Origin of the sequence: Streptococcus oricebi (genome assembly GCF_017883985.1) — a bacterium.
Classification (GTDB): Bacteria; Bacillota; Bacilli; order Lactobacillales; family Streptococcaceae; genus Streptococcus; species Streptococcus oricebi.
Map to the genome: position 1 here is coordinate 1 of NZ_PRDG01000004.1, position 18,631 is coordinate 18,631.

Sequence of the window (18,631 nt, forward strand, 5' to 3'; positions counted from 1 at the left end):
CAGCGTTCTACTTGCATGTATTAGGCACGCCGCCAGCGTTCATCCTGAGCCAGGATCAAACTCTCATTAATCGTTTGAGTCTTACACTCATTCTGTCACTGACAGATTTATTGTTTTTTTATTGTTACAGTACTACTAATTCCTTAGTAGTGCCCTGCACATTGGTTCGTCTTGTTCAGTTTTCAATGGTCCTTGTCCCCTTGAGACAACTATATCAGTATATCACCTACTTAATGCCTTGTCAATACTTTTTAACTCCTTTTTTTACTTTTTTTATATCGATCTTCTCTTCAAACCAAAAAAAGCCTTTAAAACCAGCCTAAAGGCTGGTTAGTCTGATATATCTTCCAAGAGGCTACCTAGTTCTTTTAATTGTTGGTCATTCCAAGGGCGCAGGGGTGGTTTGCTTAAATCGATATGATTGCTCAACTGGTCCAAGTCAGACTTGACAGTCGCCACCCGCTTTTCTAATTCACGGGCAGAGACCCGCAAGGCCCCTTGGGCAAAGATGGTCCATTGTTCATTAAGGTCACTGGTTGCCACCGATACCTGATTGCGGGGATTGTTTAGCTGGGCTGCCAAAGCTTCAATATAGGAGTCGGCTGTCTCCTCTTCTTCTGTAAAAATAACGGTCAGATTAAACTGGTCGTAACGCTGGCGCAGTCCTGGAACATATTGGGCATCAAAAACGCAGACGATTTCTAGCCCTTCAAAGCTAGCATAATTACTGAGGCGATTCAGGAGGATGTTGCGGGCAGCATCCAGCTGACTTTTCTTGAAAAGTTGCCTGGTCTCTTTCCAGGAACCAATCATATTGTAGCCATCAACTAATAAAATTTTTCTTTTCATAGGCGGTTTCTAAAGACTTCATACATGAGGATGGCCGCAGCTACTGAGGCATTTAAACTTTGGACATGACCATTCATGGGAATAGAAATCATCTCATCAGCTAATTTTTTTAGATTATGTGAGACTCCCTTTCCTTCATTTCCGATAATGAGGGCTAGTTTTCCTTGGGTATTCCACTTGGTTGAGGGAGTTCCCTCCATATCTGTCGCAAAAATCCAAAAGCCAGCTTCTTTTAGACTCGTGAGGGTCTGACTAAGATTGGTGACCCTAGCGATGGGGACGTGCTCTAAGGCTCCAGTTGCTGTTTTGGCGACAATCGGGGTGACACCTACTGCTCGATGTTTGGGGATAATAACTCCGGCAACATTGGTCGCATCCGCTGTCCGCAAAATAGAACCTAGATTATGGGGATCCATAATCCCATCTAGAATGAGAAAGAGGGGGTTTTCTTGCTCCTGGGCTGCTCCCAATAAATCAGATAGGGACTGGTAGGCGAACTCTGACACGCGCAAAACAAAGCCCTGGTGTACTGCCCCTTCTGTCATTTCTGTCAGGCTCTTCTTTGACGTCCAGGAAATGGCTACTTTTTTTTCCCTTGCCAATTCCTTGATTTTTTGGAGATTTTTTCCCCTTAAATCTTCTTGAATGTAAAGTTTATTTCCGGTATTTGCAAGCAAGCTTTCGGTTACGGCATGAAAGCCGTAGACAATATCGTTTTTTTCCATGCTTCTATTGTACCATGAATGGCAAACATTACCAAGATGGAGTAGCGGGAATTGTGATAAAATAAAGAAAGAAACTTTCTGGGAGGAAGAGATGTCACTCTTACAAAGAACCATTAAACTGACGCTTGCTACGATTATAGCCATTTATCTAGCCCAAGTCCTGGGCTTGAGCTATGCTCCTTCGGCAGGAATTATCGCCATTTTAAGCCTACTGGATACTCGTCGCTCTTCGCTCAAGGCGGCTGGCAAGCGGCTCTTGTCTACCTTATTAGCCCTGGCTCTGGCCTTTATTTCCTTCAAACTTCTGGGCTTTCAGCTCCTGGCCTTAGGGCTTTACATGGCTCTCTATGTTCCCCTGGCCTATCACTTTGGTTTGGAACTAGGCCTAGCTCCCAGCACTGTCCTCGTGACCCATCTTTTGAGCCAAAAATCTTTTTCCCTTCTCCTTTGGGGCAATGAACTGGCCCTCTTTGTAATCGGTGCCCTTCTGGCCCTTATCTTTAATAGTTATATGCCCTCCAAACAGGAAGAAATCAAGGTCTATCATCAACTGGTCGAGGAGCAACTGAAAAAAATTCTGCTTCGTTTCCAGCACTTTCTTTTGACAGGAGATGGGAGCAATGATGCCCAATTGATTAAGGAGTTGGACCATCAGCTAGAGCAAGCCTTGCGCCTAGTCTACTATGATCGTCATAACCAAGTCTTTTTTCAGACGGATTATGAGGTCCATTATTTTGAAATGCGCCAGCGACAAAATAAAATTCTCAAAGATATGGCTATTGACATCAATCATTGTCAGTTTAAGGGGGAGGAAAGTCAGATTTTGGCTCAACTCTTTGCCAAGACAGCCCTCCAACTCAGTCAGACAAATCCTGCCCATGACTTGCTGGCGGCAATCGGACATTTCCACCGGACTTTTGACCAGCGTCCCCTGCCCCAGACAAGGGCTGAATTTGAAAGTCGGGCCCAGCTCTTTCAGCTCCTGCGCGATATGGAACGCTTTATCCAAATCAAGGTGGACTTTTATGAGCAATATCAAGGGGACTAGCTTGATTTTTGAGACCCTAAATATATAAGCCGCCAATTCTTTCTTCTACCTTCATCAATAAGTTTTTCCTAATAGGGTCAGCTGACCTTGAAAGCTTTACAAGGTTATCAATAGATAAGGTTTGTAATATAGTAAAAACCTTTTAAAAAATAAAAGGATTGAAGAATCTATCCTCCAGGGAGGCCTTCTTCAATCTTTTTTAATGCTTGGCTTTTTTTCTTAAGCAGAAGAGGCCCAAAAGACTAATCAGGCCGACGAGGGGATAGGCCTCGGTCTTTTGGCCTGTCTCGGGTAGCTTGGTCTGACTGCTCGCCTTGATGGGGAGGTCTCCCTTTTCTTCTCGACTGCCTAGGGTCAGCTGACCAACTAGCTGAGAATGAGGGCTTTGGCCAACTAAATCTTCACCAGAATCCAAGGGGAGATTAGACGGGTCCTTATCATCTTCTTGAACTCCTCGGTGCTGGTAGAGGGTTTGAAAGAGATTGGCTTCCTCAAATAAGCGTCCCAAGGCTAGTAGACTACGGTCATTGTTCTTGTAGGTATTAAACATAATGCCTAGGGGCAAGCCTTGGGCAGTCACATAGGTAGGGAGACTGATGGCTGGGGTTTGGGTCAGATTAGCCAGCTGGGTGAAAGGGGTCAGGGTCCAGGCTGGTAGCCATTGGTCATAGATAAGCTGCATTTTTTCGGCCTGAGTCAAATTTGACATATCGCTTAATTGCGCCACTAAATTTTGCGGAATATGATGATAATTAGCTTCCGGGGCTGGATAAGCATTGGTCGGAGTTAAGAAAATGGGATATTGCTGGTAGAAGTCAGTCATCTGCTGGCGAACCTTGGCGATATGTTGGTAGGTCTTGTCCATATCTTCCTTGCTCAAGTCCTTACCTGCTTGGTATAGGGCCCAAGTCAGAAGCTCTACGTCATCCTTTTGCAGATTACGCTTGAGTTTTTGATTGGCCAAGAAATTAACTGTCTTGGCGGAATTTGCAGCCAAGCTATAGTAACTCTTCATCAACTGCTCACCATCAACAGGATAATCTACCTCTACTAGCTGGTAGCCTTGACTCCTCAAAAAGTCTACTGCCTGCTTCACCGCCTGAACAGCATCTGGACTAATCGGAGTCCCCGCTGGGGTTTTAGTGGTATAGGCAATCGGCTGGTCTTTTTGCAACTGATTGGGCAGGACTTCTTTTTTCAGGAGGGCATTAAAGAGGGTTTCTGTATCTCTCATAGTCCTAGTCATGGCAAAATTTACCACCTGACCATGCTCAGATGCTGTATTTCCAGCAGTCACCCCAAGCGTTGGAAAGAAGCCAACCAGGCCACTCCAGGAGGCAGGAATCCGGATAGAGCCACCACCGTCACTGGCGGAAGCTAGAGGGACTTGGCCGACAGAAACTGCGGCCGCTGAACCACCAGAAGAACCACCAGGATTGTGGTCTAAATTCCAGGGATTACGGTTAATCCCGTGAGAATCTGAATTGGTTACATTAATCCAGCCCATCTCGGGATAATTGCTTTGGCCGACTACGATAAAACCGGCTTCTTGCAGGGCTTTGACATAGGCACCAGTCGTTTTACTGGTACTGTCCTTCATAAATGATAAGCCATTACTGGACTCGCCTCCCTTGATACTGTGTCCCAAACCTTTTACTAAGATAGGCACACCTAGAAAGGGTTGGCCCTTATCAACCAAGGCTTGGGCTTCCTTTCTGGCTTCATCAGCCCTCAGGCTAATCACACTATTGAGTTCTGGATTGGTTTTTGCGATAGACTCCAGGGCTAAATCGAGCAATTCTTCACTGGTCACCTGGCCTGAACGTACTTGCTCAGCCAAGCTACTAGCATCCGCTTTTTGGTATTGGTCCAAGCTTAGAGGCGAGGAAACTTGTTCAGAAGCAAGGACCGTCTCATCGCTAGCCTGGGCTAAAGCTGGTAGCTCTTGACTGGCTGGAATACCGGACTCTTCTGAGGCAGCTGGGATTTCCTGCCCTGCGCTAGCTAGAACAGTCTCTTGACTGCTAGAATCTCTTTCTGGCGCTGAAAGACTATCTGCTTGGGCTAGAGAGGTCGAACCAAAGAGCAAAAGAAAGGCGAGAACTAGCAATTCTTTCTTGCTCTTGCTAAATACAGCGTGGGGAATGGGTTTTTTAGGCATAAAACACTCCTCTGTCTATTTTTCTTAATTATAACATAGGCAAGGGACAATCCAGGCTTTCCTTGTCTGCTTTTTTACTAGCAAAGGGGGGGACAAGATTTTCTAAAAGAGCTAACCTAGTCTCTTAATCTTGACTCCAAGAGCTCTAGCTGCAATGTTAAAGCCCTGCCAGTTTGAAACTGACAGGGCTATTTGGAGTCCTAACTAAACAAGCTAATTGTAAGAGGTTGGCCTCTCTAAGATCTAGCTTCAAGACTCTTGCAGACTGGCCATGCTCGTATTTCTTTTGCTTCTTACTCTTCTAAGCGAGTCAGGGCATGGAGCAAATAGGTAACTCCGTTATAAACAAAGCCGAGAGCAATAATGTATGAGACGAAAATACTAGCAATCATCGGATTAAAGAGAAGGACTAGACCTAAAAGGAGACCGATAATCGAAAGTCCCAGAAGGAGGTCACTCATCTTCGGTGCCCAGGGCTTCAGACGATTAGCTCGAATTATCCCACCGATAGAAGAAACTATCAAGGCAACCGCTAGAATCGTTGGAATAAGGATGGGCAGGCTTAAGTAACCATAGGCCAAAAATAAGACTGCAAAAATCAGATTGATTAGAGCATAGATGAGATGGCCTCGACGCTCCGCCTCGGTTGCTGTCAGGTAGTTGGTAAAGTTTGAGACAGCTCCTAAAAAGATGAAAAAGGCAAAAAGTCAACTGATGGCGGCTAAGTTAGCCAGAGGATTAAAAAATAGATAGAGGGCAAAGAAAACATAGAGCATTCCTGCCAAGACCGATAGCCATTTTCCGAAAGTTTTCATAAAATAAGCCTCCTTTCATTTACTCACTTCATTATAGTTGAAAGTGGGAAAAAAGTACAGTTATTAACAGTAAGCAGACCCAAGTTTTCAGTGAAAACTTGGGTCTGACTTTTTATTCTTGCTCTATAAAATCGATAGACCAGGCAATCAACTCTTCCAAACGTTCTATTTGCTGGTTCAGATGGAGGTAGCCCATGACTGCCTCAAAACCTGTGGACATGCGGTAGGTAACGATGTCTGCATTTTTTGCCTTGGTGTAGCTATGGGCATTGCGGCCCCGTTTGTAGATACCCTGCTCCCTTTCAGTTAGCAATCCCTGCTCTAACATGGCCTCAATCAAGTTGGCCTGGGCCTTGGCTGATACATACTTGGTCGCCTCTTGATGGAGTTTATTGGGCTTGGTCAGGCCTTGCATAAGTAAGTGGCGACGAATATACATAGAATAGACTGCATCGCCCTCAAAGGCTAGGGCAATCCCGTTAATCAGATTGACATCAAACACGAGTCCACCTTACACCTTCCTTGGTATCCAAAAGCTTGATTCCCTGGCTGGCCAATTGGTCCCGGATACGATCGGCTGTCGCAAAGTCCTTGGCAGCTCGGGCAGCCTGACGTTCTTCAATCAAGGCTTCAATATCAGCGTCCAGCACTTCTTCTGCAAAAGCAATGCCAAATACTTCTAGCACTTGACGAAACTTCTCCTTGACCTCGGCATTGTAGTTGCCTGAGTTAATCCAGCGAGCCAGCTCAAAGACCACTGTAATCCCATTTGCCGTATTAAAATCTTCGTCCATGGCAGCAGTGAATTTCTGGAGTAAAGTTTGCAATTCTGCTTCATCAACTACTCCGGTAAAGGGCTGCTCGTAGGTGTTTTTCAGATATTTGAGATTTGTCTCCGCATCTGCCACTCCTTTTTCCGTAAAGTTGATGGGCTTGCGATAATGTTGGCTGGCAAAAAAGAAGCGCAGCACCTGGCCATCAATGGTCTCAAGCGCATCGTGAACGGTGATAAAATTGCCCAAGGATTTAGACATCTTGACATTGTCGATATTGACAAAACCATTGTGCATCCAGTAGTTGGCAAAGGTTCTCCCTGTTTTAGCTTCTGACTGGGCAATCTCGTTGGTATGGTGGGGAAATTCTAGGTCGGTTCCGCCACCGTGAATATCAATGGTGTCACCCAATATTTCTGTCGCCATAACCGAGCACTCGATGTGCCAGCCGGGACGCCCCGCCCCCCAAGGGCTGTCCCAGAAAATCTCACCGTTTTTAGCTCTCTTCCAAAGAGCAAAATCCAGCGGATTTTCCTTGCGGGCGGTTTCTTCATCCGTCCGGCCAGAGGCTCCCTGCACCAAATCTTCCAGCGTTTTATTGGCTAACTTAGCATAATTGACAGACTTTTCCACGCGGAAATAGACATCACCCTGGCTTTCATAAGCAAAGCCCTTGTTCACCAAGACCTTGATAAACTCAATAATCTGCTCCATAAAATTCATGACGCGCGGATTTTGACTAGCAGGCTTGACCCCGAGCTGCGCCACATCGGCTAGAAAGGCGGCGATATATTTGTCGGCCACCTCTTTAGGGCTAATGCCTTCTTCCTGGGCCCGGTTGATAATCTTGTCATCGACATCGGTAAAGTTAGAAATATAGTCCACCGCAAAACCGCGGTATTCAAAATAACGGCGAATAGTGTCAAAAGACACTGTACTTCTGGCATTTCCAACATGGATATAATTATAAACCGTTGGTCCACAGACATACATCTTGACCTTGCCAGGCTCAAGCGGCACAAATTCGCGCAAATTACGGGTCATGGTGTCGTAAATTTTAATCATCTTCTAATCCTTCAATAAATCCTGCTGCATCTTCTCTATCCGACGGAGCTTGGTTTGGTCCTTTTTGGCTTCATTGATATAGCGGAGCCACTCTTTCTGATGACTAGGCGACATCTTAGAAAAACGGCTTTGAGCTTGTCCCTCTAATTGAGCTGCAAATGTTTCTCTTGTAAAATCCATGATATTTCCTCCTGAGTAATCTTTCTAAGAACTCCTCAAAACTATTCAAATAGCATACTCCCTCACAACTTGGACGAATAGTAGCTTTCCTCGCGGATTTCTTCCAAAGATTTAATGGTCGGCTCGTCTTTTTGACCGTGAACGCGGACAATCTTGGCCGGCACGCCGACAACGGTCACGTCGCTCGGTACATCTGCCACAACGACCGCCCCAGCACCAACCTTGGCATTTTCCCCGACCTCAATCGGTCCAATCAACTGGGAATGAGCGGAAATCAGGGCACCGCGTCGAATGGTCGGGTGGCGCTTACCAACATCCTTTCCTGTCCCACCAAGAGTCACGCCATGATAGAGCATAGCGCCCTTTTCCACGATAGCCGTCTCGCCAATCACCAAGCCCGATCCGTGGTCGATAAAGACCCCTTCGGCAATCTCTGCACCTGGATGAATCTCAATCTGGGTCCAAAAACGCCAAAACTGGCTGTGCATGCGGGCGAGGAGCTTAAAGCCATGCTTCCACAAGAAATGAGAAAGGCGATGCGCCGCTAAGGCCTTGATACCTGGATAGGTCAAAAGAACTTCCAATGAGGTTCTGGCGGCCGGATCATTTTCTTTGACAATATCAATGGTTTCTTTCCACCAACCCATAATTTTCCTCTCTTTTTATCTCTTATTCTGACTTTTCACTAGCTGTCTCTGTCTTAGCCTTGTGATGGCGCTTATGTCCATGATGGCCCTTGTCGCCTTCTTTTCTTTCTGGTCTTGGCGGACGAGGCAAGAGAGCTTTCATGGAAGCATCTACACGACCCTTGGCATCAATCTTGATGATTTTGACATCAATCTCGTCACCGATTTGGACCAAATCCTCCACATTATTGGTCCGGGTCCAGGCCATCTCGGAGATGTGGACCAGGGCATCGGTCTTATCAAAGAGATTGACAAAGGCTCCAAACTTCTCGATGCGAACAACCTTGGCATGGTAGACCTCATCAACCTTAGCCTCGCGGACTAAACCGGCAATGATTTCCTTGGCCCGGTTGATAGCAGCTTGGTCGCTTGAGTAGATGGAAACATTTCCTTCTTCATCAATATCAATTTTCACACCAGTTTCGGCAATAATCTTGTCAATGGTTTCCCCACCCTTACCGATAACGATTTTAATCTTGTCCACATCAATTTTAATGGTGTCAATCTTAGGTGCGGTTGGTGCCAATTCTGGTCGAACTTCAGGAATAGTCTCTTCAATCAAATCAAGGATTTCAAAACGAGCTTTCTTGGCTTGGCTCAAGGCCTCGGTCAAGATTTGTGGGGTGATTCCTTCAATCTTAATATCCATTTGTAGGGCTGTAATCCCTGCGCGAGTCCCCGCAACCTTAAAGTCCATATCTCCAAAGTGGTCCTCCAGACCTTGAATGTCGGTCAGGACAGTATAGTTGTTGCCGTCAGAAATCAAGCCCATGGCAATCCCAGCAACAGGCGCCTTGATTGGCACCCCACCAGCCATCAGGGCCAGTGTGCCCGCACAGATTGAGGCTTGAGAGGAGGAGCCGTTAGACTCTAAGACTTCAGCCACCAAACGAATGGCATAAGGGAAATCCTCTAGACTTGGAAGAACTTGCTCTAGGGCCCGCTCACCGAGAGCACCATGACCAATTTCCCGGCGACCTGGTGCTCCATAGCGACCAGTTGAACCGACTGAATATTGGGGGAAGTTATAATGGTGGAGGAAGCGTTTCTTATACTCTGGAGCCAGTCCGTCTACGGTCTGGGTTTCACCCATTGGAGCCAAGGTCAAGACTGACAAGGCCTGGGTTTGACCCCGAGTAAAGAGACCAGAACCATGCACTTTGGGCAGGTAGTCAACTTCGGCATCTAGCGGACGAATTTCATCTACACGACGGCCATCAGGGCGAATCTTATCCTCAGTAATCAGGCGGCGAACTTCGGCGTGCTCCATTTGCTCCAGGATTTCTGCCACATCGCGCATAATCCGCTCGAACTCTTCATGGTCCGCATATTTTTCTTGGTAGGTAGTCATAACCTGATCTCTGACTGCCTCAGTCGCTGCTTCACGCGCTAATTTTTCCTCAACTTGGACAGCTTTTTTCAGGTCATCATTGTAAAAGGCAATAATTTCGGCCTGCAATTCTTCATCTACTTGGAGCAACTCTACCTCGGCCTTTTCCTTACCGACGGCTGCTACAATTTGTTCTTGAAAGGCAATCAGCTCCCGAATGGCTTCGTGGCCCTTGAGTAGAGCTTCTAGCATCAATTCTTCGGACAATTCTTTAGCTCCAGACTCGACCATATTGATGGCTTCCTTGGTCCCAGCAACGGTCAAGTCCAATAGGGAGCGCTCTGCTGCTTCCTTGTCTGGATTGATGACCAAGTCACCGTCTACATAACCGACTTGAACACCCGCAATCGGTCCATTAAAGGGAATATCTGAGATAGACAAGGCCAAAGAGGAACCAAACATAGCTGCCATTGGAGCTGAAGCGTCCTCATCGTAGGAAAGAACGGTATTGATGACTTGGACTTCATTTCTAAAGCCTTCCGCAAACATGGGCCGAATAGGTCGGTCAATCAGACGGGCAGTCAGGGTCGCATCCGTTGACGGACGGCCTTCTCGTTTATTAAAGCCACCGGGGAATTTCCCAGCTGCATACATCTTTTCCTCATAGTTTACCTGCAAGGGAAAGAAGTCACTGGTCGCCATTTTTTTGGACATAACGGCTGCTGTCAAGACAGTGCTATCTCCATAGCGCACAAGAACACTTCCATTGGCTTGCTTGGCAACTTGACCTGTTTCCACGACTAACTTTTTACCGGCAAACAAGGTCTCAAAAATTTGTTTGGTCATTTAGACTACTCCTCAAATAAATTTTTACGTGTTTTCCACAAAGCTCAACCTAGGCAAAGCTAGCTCTAGCAAGCGCCTCTGGGCCTCCTGGTTGAGGGCCAAGATTCAGCTTTGCACAAAACCACGTATAGAGCCTATTTTAACATATTTTTGGATAAAAAAGAATAGATAATCTCCTCGACCATGAATTTTTTGCTATACTAGAGGAAAAGAATTTGAGAGGTAAAATCATGGAACAAAAACTACGTTCAGAATTTCCAGAAAAGGAACTCTGGGACCTGACTGCCCTTTACCAGGACCAGCAAGATTTTCTAAGGGCCATCGAAAAAGCACGCGAGGACATCAATCAATTTAGTCGCGATTACCAGACCAGTTTAGTAAGTTTTGCAGACTTTGAACGGGCTTTTAAGGAGCTAGAAGAAATCTATATCCAAATCAGCCACATCTCAACCTATGCCTTTATGCCCCAAACGACAGACTATCATGATGAGAGTTTTGCCCAAATCGCCCAAGCAGGTATGGACTTTGAAACCTGGGCAGCAGTCGAATTATCTTTTTTTGACGATGCCCTTATCAAGGCCGACCAAGAGGTCTTGGACCAATTAGAGCAGGTCCCCCGCCTAAGTAGCGCCATTCGCCAGGCCAAAATCAAAAAGAAACACTACTTGGGTGCTGAGACTGAGAAAACCCTGACTAGACTAAGCGAGGTCTTTTACAGCCCCCAAGATATCTACTCAAAAATGCGGGCTGGCGACTATGCTATGGCCGACTTTGAAGTAGACGGCAAGACCTATCAAAACAGCTTTGTCACCTATGAAAACTTCTACCAAAACCATGAGAATGCCGAGGTTCGAGAAAAGGCCTTTCGCTCTTTCTCTCAAGGACTCCGCCGGCACCAACATGCCGCAGCCGCAGCCTATCTAGCCCAGGTCAAATCAGAAAAAGTCTTGGCTGATATGCGGGGTTACGATTCCGTCTTTGACTATCTTCTAGCCGAGCAGGAAGTGGACCGCTCTATGTTTGATCGCCAGATTGACCTCATCATGGAGGACTTTGCACCGATTGCTCGTAAATTTCTCAAACATGTAGCCAAGGTCAATGGTCTAGAAAAGATGACCTTTGCTGATTGGAAGCTAGACCTAGATAGCGAGCTTAATCCCCCTGTTAGCATCGATGATGCCTATGACCTCGTGATGAAGTCCGTGGAACCTCTGGGTGAAGAGTATAAAGAGCAAGTCAAAAACTATCAAAGCGAACGCTGGGTTGACTTTGCGGCTAATAGCGGCAAGGAAGCCGGCGGTTACGCCGCCGACCCTTACAAGGTCCACCCCTATGTCCTCATGAGCTGGACAGGACGGATGAGCGATGTCTACACCCTCATCCACGAAATCGGCCACTCTGGTCAATTTATCTTTTCCGACAATAGCCAGAGCTACTTTAATACCCACATGTCCACCTACTATGTTGAAGCTCCTTCCACCTTTAATGAGCTCCTTCTTAGTGATTATCTAGAACAGGCCTTTGACTCTCCGCGGCAAAAACGCTTTGCCCTAGCCCACAGGCTGACCGACACCTACTTCCATAACTTTATCACCCATTTACTAGAAGCAGCCTTTCAGCGTAAGGTCTATCAGCTGATTGAGGCTGGAGAAACCTTTGGGGCAAGCAAACTAAATAGCCTGATGAAGGAGGTCCTAAGCGACTTCTGGGGCGATGCCCTAGAAATCGATGACGATGCCGCCCTGACCTGGATGCGGCAGAGCCACTACTACATGGGCCTATATAGCTACACCTACTCAGCTGGTCTGGTTATCTCAACAGCTGGCTTTCTTCACCTAAAAAATAGTTCCCAAGGAGCTCAAGACTGGCTGGACTTCCTCCGCTCCGGCGGCAGCAAGACCCCACTTGAAACCGCCCAAATTATCGGAGCCGATATTTCTACCGACAAGCCCCTACGCGACACTATCCAATTCTTAGCCGATACAGTAGATCAGATTATCGCCTATAGTGAGGAGCTAGAAGCAAGGAATTAAGAAGAATTAAAAACAGCAGGAAATTCACCTGCTGTTTTTGCTTATTCAATGTCTCGATTTTTCCTTCTGGCCTATGACCTGCTATGATATATCCAAGCCTTTAAACAACCTTTTCCGTCGCACTGCGTCCCAGTCAATCATGATTAAAAGATAGACACCGTAAATTACAGACAAACCAATGGACCAACATAAAAAGCTAATAAGAGTTGCCTTTTTTTCCAGAGACTTCATCTTTTCTAAACTAGAAAGAAATTTATTTTTATAACGAAAAATTTCCTGTTGTAATGTAGTCATGTTTCTTCCCGTTCTCTCTATAAGTGCTTGATTATTCTTTTCGTTAACTTCTAAATCACTCGTTCCCAGATTATTGACTTCATATTTATTATTTTGTAAGTTGAAACGGAAAATAACATATTTTTCTGGATTTTCATTAACTTGAAAACTAGGGTTAGCTTTGTCATTTAAAGGAATATCCAAAATTTCGACCCCATCAATTCTTAAAATAGCTGGAGATGTTTTTTTAATCCCCTCTTTCAAAGCATCATTATCCCAATTCATATGATATGCTCCCACACTTTCCCATTTTTCTTGATAGACATCTGGATTCATAAATTTATGAGCTAAGCGAGTATTTGAAGCAATATACACAAATAATAAATCGTAGGTAGGCTTTGCTAAGCATAAAATAGCAAGTGTTATAAATACTATAATTTTTTGTAGAAAAGTTTTCTTTTTCATTTATTTACCTGTATAATCAACTAAATCTTTGTTCCCTTTAATGAGATTAACAATAAAATTATCGAAAGTCCTCTGTAAGTTATCAAGTTCCTTACCTTCAGCTATTATCTGTTTCCCTTCATTGATATAATTAGAATCATTCAATTTTTTTCCTTTTTCTAGTAATGCATTCCCTTCATTGATTTTTTGTTGACTTTGCTTAATAAGTTCAGGACGAGTATTTTCGTCATATTTTCTATAATCTTCTTGCAATTTAGTCCAACCACCAATATTTTTCACAAACTCTTTAGTTCTATATGTTGAATCTGATTCGACATCATTATAATAAGAATTATAAGAATTTATCAAACTAGCACCATGCTTACACCGTTGATAAAGATTAACCGCATCTAAATCCGCACGATAATCATCATTCCCCATACTAGGTACAGCACCATTAGCACCTGCAACATCTCCCAAATAACCAGAACGCTCATTTAAGCCACCTAATAAAACATCTGCAACATCTTCTGCTGGCGATTGATTAAAGTAAGTTGCAATGGTTGCATTCATGTGAGAAAAGTCAATCGTGTTACCAAATTGTTTAAGTAAATCCTGCGCTCTATTTTGTTTGTCTTTTGTTAATTCAGAAAATGTAACAATTTTATCCTTAGTCCCGTAAAGTATATTTGCAACTTTATCTAACTTTTGTTGCTTACTTTCAGCACTTTCATTATCTGATATTTTCTCAATTGCAGCCAACTTATGTTGGTTGATAATCGCACTTTCTAATTTCCTCACCTCTTGTTGATTGAGCCCCAATAACCATAAGACAGTAGAAATCTCAGATTCATTAAGCGCACCATTCGTATACCACCAAGTCGGACCACCATATACAATAGATGACATAATGAGTGTCCAATTCTTATTAGCCTCTTTAGTTCCTACTTTATCGACCATACTATTGTAGGCTTTCAGCATGATTTCTGATTCTTCTTTATCAAACCCATACTGTTCTTGGAGGTTATAGATAAATTCTTTTTCTTGAACAGTATAGTTAGTATCTTTTAGGCTATGCAGGGTGCTTAAATGACGAGCCCAAGCTAAATCTTCTGAAATGATGAAGCTTTGACTGGAAGCGTCCCAACTATTCTCTGTCTGACTCAACCCCTTCTCAAGGTCAGCTTTTAAGGCGTCCGCTTCAGAAAAGATTTGAGGAGAATAAGCATCAAAGTCAAATAATTTTTGAAGTTGTTCTTCCAAGTCTTTCTTAATCCCTTGATGAATCTCCACTTGCTTGGCCATGTAGGCGAGATTGGACTTCTTAGCCTCCATAGGAACACTAGACGCCCTTAGCCCATCATACTGGAGTTCCAGGGCAGAAATAGAGGCCTCTTGGGCTTGAATCAAACGCTCTACTTCTTCTGTATCTAGCAGGAAAGCCCCACACTTGGCCGTGCACTCACTGGGAAGATTCTTCATGGAGGTCTCGGCCGTCTCAACATAGAGTTCTGCTCCTTGGGAGATTGGCAATAAGACTGCGGAATAATAGGCCCGCGCCGAATCGTAAGCTTGTCCCTTGAGGTTTTCGCTATCGGCTACAAAGGTCTGGATAGCCTGTTGAATGGCCTGATAGGCTGCTAGTTGGCCTTGACAGTTGCTAGCTGTCGTGTGGGCTTGAACGGTTGATAGAACTAAGTTTAACTTTACCATGACTTTTTCTCCTCTTGACCTAGCTTGCGCTTTTGCCGAGCGATAGCCTCTAGGTCATCCAGCAAGCGGTTCTCCTTTTTACGATAAGCTTGAATAAGTGACTCGTAGTTATCCTCAATCTTTAGAGAATAGCCCTCCAGTTCTCTAATCGTCAACTCTATCCGCTGGGCTTGGTCTGACCCTTGATAGGCTAGCAGGAGCTCTTGATTCGTCTCTTTGGCTTGAGGAATATAGGCCTGCCAGTCCAGAGCCAACTCTTGAGTTCGGTAACGTTCTCTCTCCGTCCTTGCTAGCTGGTCATCTAGGTCTAGCTCCTGAGCCCGCAAGGCTTCCCATTTATCTTGCTCCTTCATAGCTCTTTATTCTCCCTTGATACTAGAAGCCGCTGCTTGGTCGCTCGCTTCAAATTCGCCAGCTGCACTCTGAAGATTGGTCGAGGCTGTGCTAAGAGCTCCCCCAATCTTGCCTGCTAGACTGGATAGAAATTCCACATGTTGCTGGGCATTGCTATTGCCTTGCATAGTAGTTAAGCTGTCTTTTTGAATAGCGGCTAGGCCTGATAAGCTTCGGCCGGCTGTCTGCAAGCGGGTGGCATGTCCACGCGCTATTGAAGCATTACTTTTAATTTCTACCATAAATGGCTCCTTTTTAAAATTATATCATATTGTTGTCAGAACTTGAGCACTGGGCCAATTTCTAGTTATATTATATCAGATATATTATTTTCAGAAATACCCCTATAAAGGGAACACCCCTCTTTTTATAAGCCTTTTTTCTTATCTTTCATCATGCTATTCTGGTCTTATAAGGAAGAAAGTAATGGTAAAAAAGATAAGCTTAAATGCTTTTGTAGCAGCCAGACTAAAGGCTATTCGAAAAAGTAAAAAAATCAGTCAATAACAGCTATCTACCGAAGCCGACCTTGACCCCCGCTATGTCAATAAATTTGAGAACAATCGCTACAATGCTCGTTTGGATACCGTCGAGCGCCTACTGGATACGTTAGATATCAGTTATAGCGAGTTTTTTCAGTTTGATTTGCAAGCTGATAGCCCTGAGCTAACCTATATCCTACAGCTCCTAGCCCAATACCCTCAGGAAGTTCAAGAGAAGAAATTAAAAGCCATTATCCAATTATTAGAAAAGTAAAGCCCCTGGAGTCTATCAAGTTCCAAGGGCTTTGATTTTGAATCAGATAACTGCCTCCTAGTCGTTCTGATTTTATCTAAGTTAACTCTTCCTAGCATAATCTGCCAGATAAAAAAACTCTACTTTTCGTAGAGTTTTCTTTGATTAACGACGAAGACCAAGTGAGTTGATCAACTCGCGGTAACGGTTAACGTCATTCTTACGCAAATAGGCAAGAAGGTTACGACGGCGACCGATTTTTTTCATCAAACCACGGTAAGTAGCGTGGTCTTTTTTGTGAACCTTGATGTGTTCGTTGAGGTGGTTGATTTCCCAAGTAAGTACAGCTACTTGAACTTCAACACTACCAGTGTCACCTTCGTGACGTGCATATTGTGCAATGATTTCATTTTTTTTCTCTTTTGAGATTGCCATGATTCTTCTCCTTTGTTTTCTGCTAAATCCGAGTGTGGGGCTTGGCTAACCTTCAACCAAGAAATAGCTATTTGTCTCAAGGACATTATTATTCTACCAAGAAGGCCCCCTTTTGTCAAGATTTAGCTAGCCCTTCTTAAAGCTCTAGCCCATAGACCTCTAAACTGGCCAATTCACTAGCTGTCAAAGAACGATAGTCTCCTTCTGCTAGCTCGGAGTCTAGCTCTAATGGTCCCATGCTCAGGCGCTTCAAATCGGTCACTGTCTTGCCACGGGCCTGGACCATGCGCTTGACTTGATGATGTTTCCCTTCTGAAATAGTAATCTCTACCAGGCAGGTCTCTTTCTCAAGGTCCTGGTCCAGGATTTTTAAAGAGGCGGGCTGGCAGGTAAAGTCCTTGAGGGCAAGGCCACCAGCAAAAGCTGTCTGATCCTCTGCTGTCATAATCCCTGCCACTTGGGCCAGGTAGGTCTTTTCTACATGCCTTTTAGGAGAGAGGAGGGCGTGGGCCAGGGGGCCATTATTAGTTAACAAGAGTAGGCCCCGAGTATCTCGGTCCAGTCTCCCCACAGGGAAAACCTGCCGCTGTCTAGCCTCGTCGTCCAGCAAATCCAAGACCGTTGCTTGCGTCCTATCCTCGGTTGCTGAAAGAAAGCCTGAGGGTTTATTTAAGAGATAGTAGAGATACTTTTGGTAGCTTAATTTTTGACCATCTAGTCTAATATCATCTAAAAGGGGATCCACCTGGGTCTTGGCCTGTTTTTCAATCTGACCATTGAGGCGAATCTGCTTGTTTTTCAGGACCTGCTTAACCTGACTGCGACTTCCTAGGCCGCTACCGGCCAAAAACTTATCTAGACGCATCTACCTGCCCTCCTTCTCTTTCCCTTATCATTTTCTTACTGATTGGATAAATCAAGCTGGTTGCTAGAATCATCAGGGCTCCTAGGAGGACAAAGGGTAAAAAGACCTGGTCCGAAATCACTCCTAAAAGCAGGAGGATAAAGGGGCCACTAGAAGCTCCTAGGCTACAGCCTAAGATGATGATGGAGGTCCCCCGATTGATTAAATCGGCTGGCAAAAAGTCCGATAAGAGGTTGAAAATAGCTGTCAAAGAAACGCTGTAACTAAAACCAGCAGCAACAGACATAAAACCCAAAAACCAGAGTTGGCTCGAGAGGCCCAGAAGGATTTGGGCCAGACCATAAGAGAGGCCGGCAACTAGTAAGAGGCGCTCTTTTAAAAGGGCCGCCAAACTAGCAAAACTAATCCCAGCCACAACTCCTGTAAACTGCATGGCCCCCAAAACTAGACTAGCTGTCTCTTCTTGCCCCAGCTTATTCTTAATCAGGAGACTGGGAATCCGAATATTGAGAGTGGTGTTACAAAGGACGATGACCCCAGCTAGGAGACTTAAGAACAGAATGATTTTTAACTGACCGGCCCTAAGCTTGCTATCACTTGCTTCTGCCAGACTCTCACTTGCAGCTCTTGCTTCTGGCTTTGATACAAAGAGGAGGTAGAGGAGTAAAATCGGAAAACCTGCCCCATAGATGAGAAAGCTAGCCTGCCAGCCCCAATGCAGAAGTTGGCCGACCGCTAGGGTCAAGAGGGCTGTTCCGACCACCTCAGCCGAGCTCCGATAGCCCAGCATTTGGAGGCGCTCCCGGCCCTGGTAGCGGTCGCTGATGATGGAAATCGCCTTGGCATTCATGAGTCCCACTCCCAAGCCAAAAACGAGACGGGAAGCAAAGATGAGCCAGTAGTTCGTGGTAAAAAGGGGGACAAAACCCGAAAGAGACAAGAGACTGAGCCCCGTCACAATCATCTGCCTTTCCGATAAGTAGCGCTCAATATAGGCATTTAGGACTAGCATGATGATAATCCCGATAGAGGGCAGGGAAACTAAAAGTTCCAACTGGCTAGCCGGATAGGACTTATAAAACTTAGACATGGCCGGTAGGGCACTAGAGATTGAAAAGGAGGTCGTTAGAATAGTGGACAAGCCCAAAATACTAACTTTTTCCATAAACTTTTTCATTGCATTTCCTCAAAGATTAGACTAACCCTATCATACAGTTTTTTGAGCCAATAAGCAATCCACTTGCAGGATTTTTTGGAAAAAA

The 18,631-nt window shown here is 45.0% G+C and carries 18 protein-coding genes, 1 rRNA gene and 1 pseudogene; 3 read left to right on the forward strand and 17 right to left on the reverse strand.

The annotated features are described in order from the left end of the window. The 3 genes from C4K46_RS06710 to rlmB all read right to left on the reverse strand — a co-directional run. Positions 1–71, reverse strand: a 16S ribosomal RNA gene (locus tag C4K46_RS06710); the annotation flags it as partial. Positions 72–330: 259 nt separating this feature from the next. Beyond that, positions 331–849, reverse strand: a complete 519-nt coding sequence (locus tag C4K46_RS06715) for an NYN domain-containing protein (protein ID WP_209628136.1) — start codon at positions 847–849, stop codon at positions 331–333. Then, positions 846–1,574 (reverse strand): 23S rRNA (guanosine(2251)-2'-O)-methyltransferase RlmB, encoded by a 729-nt coding sequence (rlmB, locus tag C4K46_RS06720; RefSeq protein WP_209628137.1) that lies wholly within the window; start codon positions 1,572–1,574, stop codon positions 846–848. The genes C4K46_RS06715 and rlmB overlap by 4 nt, the downstream gene beginning before the upstream one ends. A gap of 91 nt (positions 1,575–1,665) precedes the next feature. Here rlmB and C4K46_RS06725 point away from each other — a divergent pair, with 91 nt between their 5' ends. After that, the gene (locus C4K46_RS06725) at positions 1,666–2,622 is read left to right on the forward strand and encodes an aromatic acid exporter family protein (RefSeq protein ID WP_209628138.1); all 957 of its coding nucleotides are present in this window, start codon (positions 1,666–1,668) and stop codon (positions 2,620–2,622) included. A gap of 199 nt (positions 2,623–2,821) precedes the next feature. Here the strand turns inward: C4K46_RS06725 and C4K46_RS06730 are convergent, their stop codons facing one another. The 7 genes from C4K46_RS06730 to pnp all read right to left on the reverse strand — a co-directional run bounded on the left by C4K46_RS06730 (position 2,822) and on the right by pnp (position 10,478). Beyond that, positions 2,822–4,783 carry an amidase family protein gene (locus C4K46_RS06730; protein WP_209628139.1) on the reverse strand — a complete coding sequence of 654 codons (1,962 nt, stop codon included), beginning with the start codon at positions 4,781–4,783 and terminating at the stop codon, positions 2,822–2,824. Positions 4,784–5,076: 293 nt separating this feature from the next. Beyond that, entirely contained in the window at positions 5,077–5,364 is a 288-nt protein-coding gene (locus C4K46_RS10560) for a DUF308 domain-containing protein (RefSeq protein ID WP_245335156.1), read from the reverse strand. Positions 5,365–5,710: 346 nt separating this feature from the next. Then, on the reverse strand, positions 5,711–6,100 hold the full coding sequence (locus C4K46_RS06740; protein ID WP_209628140.1) for a Mini-ribonuclease 3: 390 nt from the start codon (positions 6,098–6,100) through the stop codon (positions 5,711–5,713). Beyond that, positions 6,093–7,436, reverse strand: coding sequence for a cysteine--tRNA ligase (gene cysS / locus C4K46_RS06745; RefSeq protein WP_209628141.1), 1,344 nt, complete (start codon positions 7,434–7,436; stop codon positions 6,093–6,095). Before cysS ends, C4K46_RS06740 begins: the two co-directional genes overlap by 8 nt. Positions 7,437–7,439: 3 nt before the next feature. Then, entirely contained in the window at positions 7,440–7,616 is a 177-nt protein-coding gene (locus C4K46_RS06750; protein ID WP_209628142.1) for a YdeI/OmpD-associated family protein, read from the reverse strand. 62 nt (positions 7,617–7,678) lie between these two features. Next, positions 7,679–8,263 (reverse strand): serine O-acetyltransferase, encoded by a 585-nt coding sequence (cysE, locus tag C4K46_RS06755; RefSeq protein WP_018371942.1) that lies wholly within the window; start codon positions 8,261–8,263, stop codon positions 7,679–7,681. 22 nt (positions 8,264–8,285) lie between these two features. Beyond that, a complete protein-coding gene (pnp, locus tag C4K46_RS06760; RefSeq protein WP_209628143.1) occupies positions 8,286–10,478 on the reverse strand; it encodes a polyribonucleotide nucleotidyltransferase in 2,193 nt (730 codons plus the stop codon). 230 nt (positions 10,479–10,708) lie between these two features. Between pnp and pepF the strand changes: the two genes are divergently transcribed. Beyond that, positions 10,709–12,511 (forward strand): oligoendopeptidase F, encoded by a 1,803-nt coding sequence (gene pepF, locus C4K46_RS06765; RefSeq protein WP_209628144.1) that lies wholly within the window; start codon positions 10,709–10,711, stop codon positions 12,509–12,511. 81 nt (positions 12,512–12,592) lie between these two features. Here pepF and C4K46_RS06770 read toward each other — a convergent pair whose 3' ends face one another. The 4 genes from C4K46_RS06770 to C4K46_RS06785 are packed head-to-tail and all read right to left on the reverse strand — an operon-like array spanning position 12,593 to position 15,576. Then, the gene (locus tag C4K46_RS06770; protein WP_209628145.1) at positions 12,593–13,249 is read right to left on the reverse strand and encodes a hypothetical protein; all 657 of its coding nucleotides are present in this window, start codon (positions 13,247–13,249) and stop codon (positions 12,593–12,595) included. Beyond that, a complete protein-coding gene (locus tag C4K46_RS06775) occupies positions 13,250–14,941 on the reverse strand; it encodes an LXG domain-containing protein (RefSeq protein WP_209628146.1) in 1,692 nt (563 codons plus the stop codon). Then, positions 14,935–15,294, reverse strand: a complete 360-nt coding sequence (locus C4K46_RS06780; protein WP_209628147.1) for a hypothetical protein — start codon at positions 15,292–15,294, stop codon at positions 14,935–14,937. Before C4K46_RS06780 ends, C4K46_RS06775 begins: the two co-directional genes overlap by 7 nt. A gap of 6 nt (positions 15,295–15,300) precedes the next feature. Further along, positions 15,301–15,576: a TIGR04197 family type VII secretion effector gene (locus C4K46_RS06785; protein WP_209628148.1), complete on the reverse strand. Its 276-nt coding sequence runs from the start codon at positions 15,574–15,576 to the stop codon at positions 15,301–15,303. Between the two features lie 277 nt (positions 15,577–15,853). On the opposite strand from C4K46_RS06785, the pseudogene C4K46_RS06790 reads away from it, so the two are divergent. Then, a pseudogene (locus tag C4K46_RS06790) lies at positions 15,854–16,090 on the forward strand (helix-turn-helix domain-containing protein); the annotation flags it as partial. Positions 16,091–16,234: 144 nt separating this feature from the next. Here C4K46_RS06790 and rpsO read toward each other — a convergent pair. From rpsO to C4K46_RS06805, 3 genes are all read right to left on the reverse strand, one after another. Continuing rightward, positions 16,235–16,504: a 30S ribosomal protein S15 gene (gene rpsO, locus C4K46_RS06795; RefSeq protein ID WP_003026255.1), complete on the reverse strand. Its 270-nt coding sequence runs from the start codon at positions 16,502–16,504 to the stop codon at positions 16,235–16,237. 136 nt (positions 16,505–16,640) lie between these two features. Continuing rightward, a complete protein-coding gene (locus C4K46_RS06800; protein WP_209628149.1) occupies positions 16,641–17,369 on the reverse strand; it encodes a pseudouridine synthase in 729 nt (242 codons plus the stop codon). Then, positions 17,356–18,546: an MFS transporter gene (locus C4K46_RS06805; RefSeq protein WP_209628150.1), complete on the reverse strand. Its 1,191-nt coding sequence runs from the start codon at positions 18,544–18,546 to the stop codon at positions 17,356–17,358. Before C4K46_RS06805 ends, C4K46_RS06800 begins: the two co-directional genes overlap by 14 nt. Between the last annotated feature and the right edge of the window lie 85 nt (positions 18,547–18,631).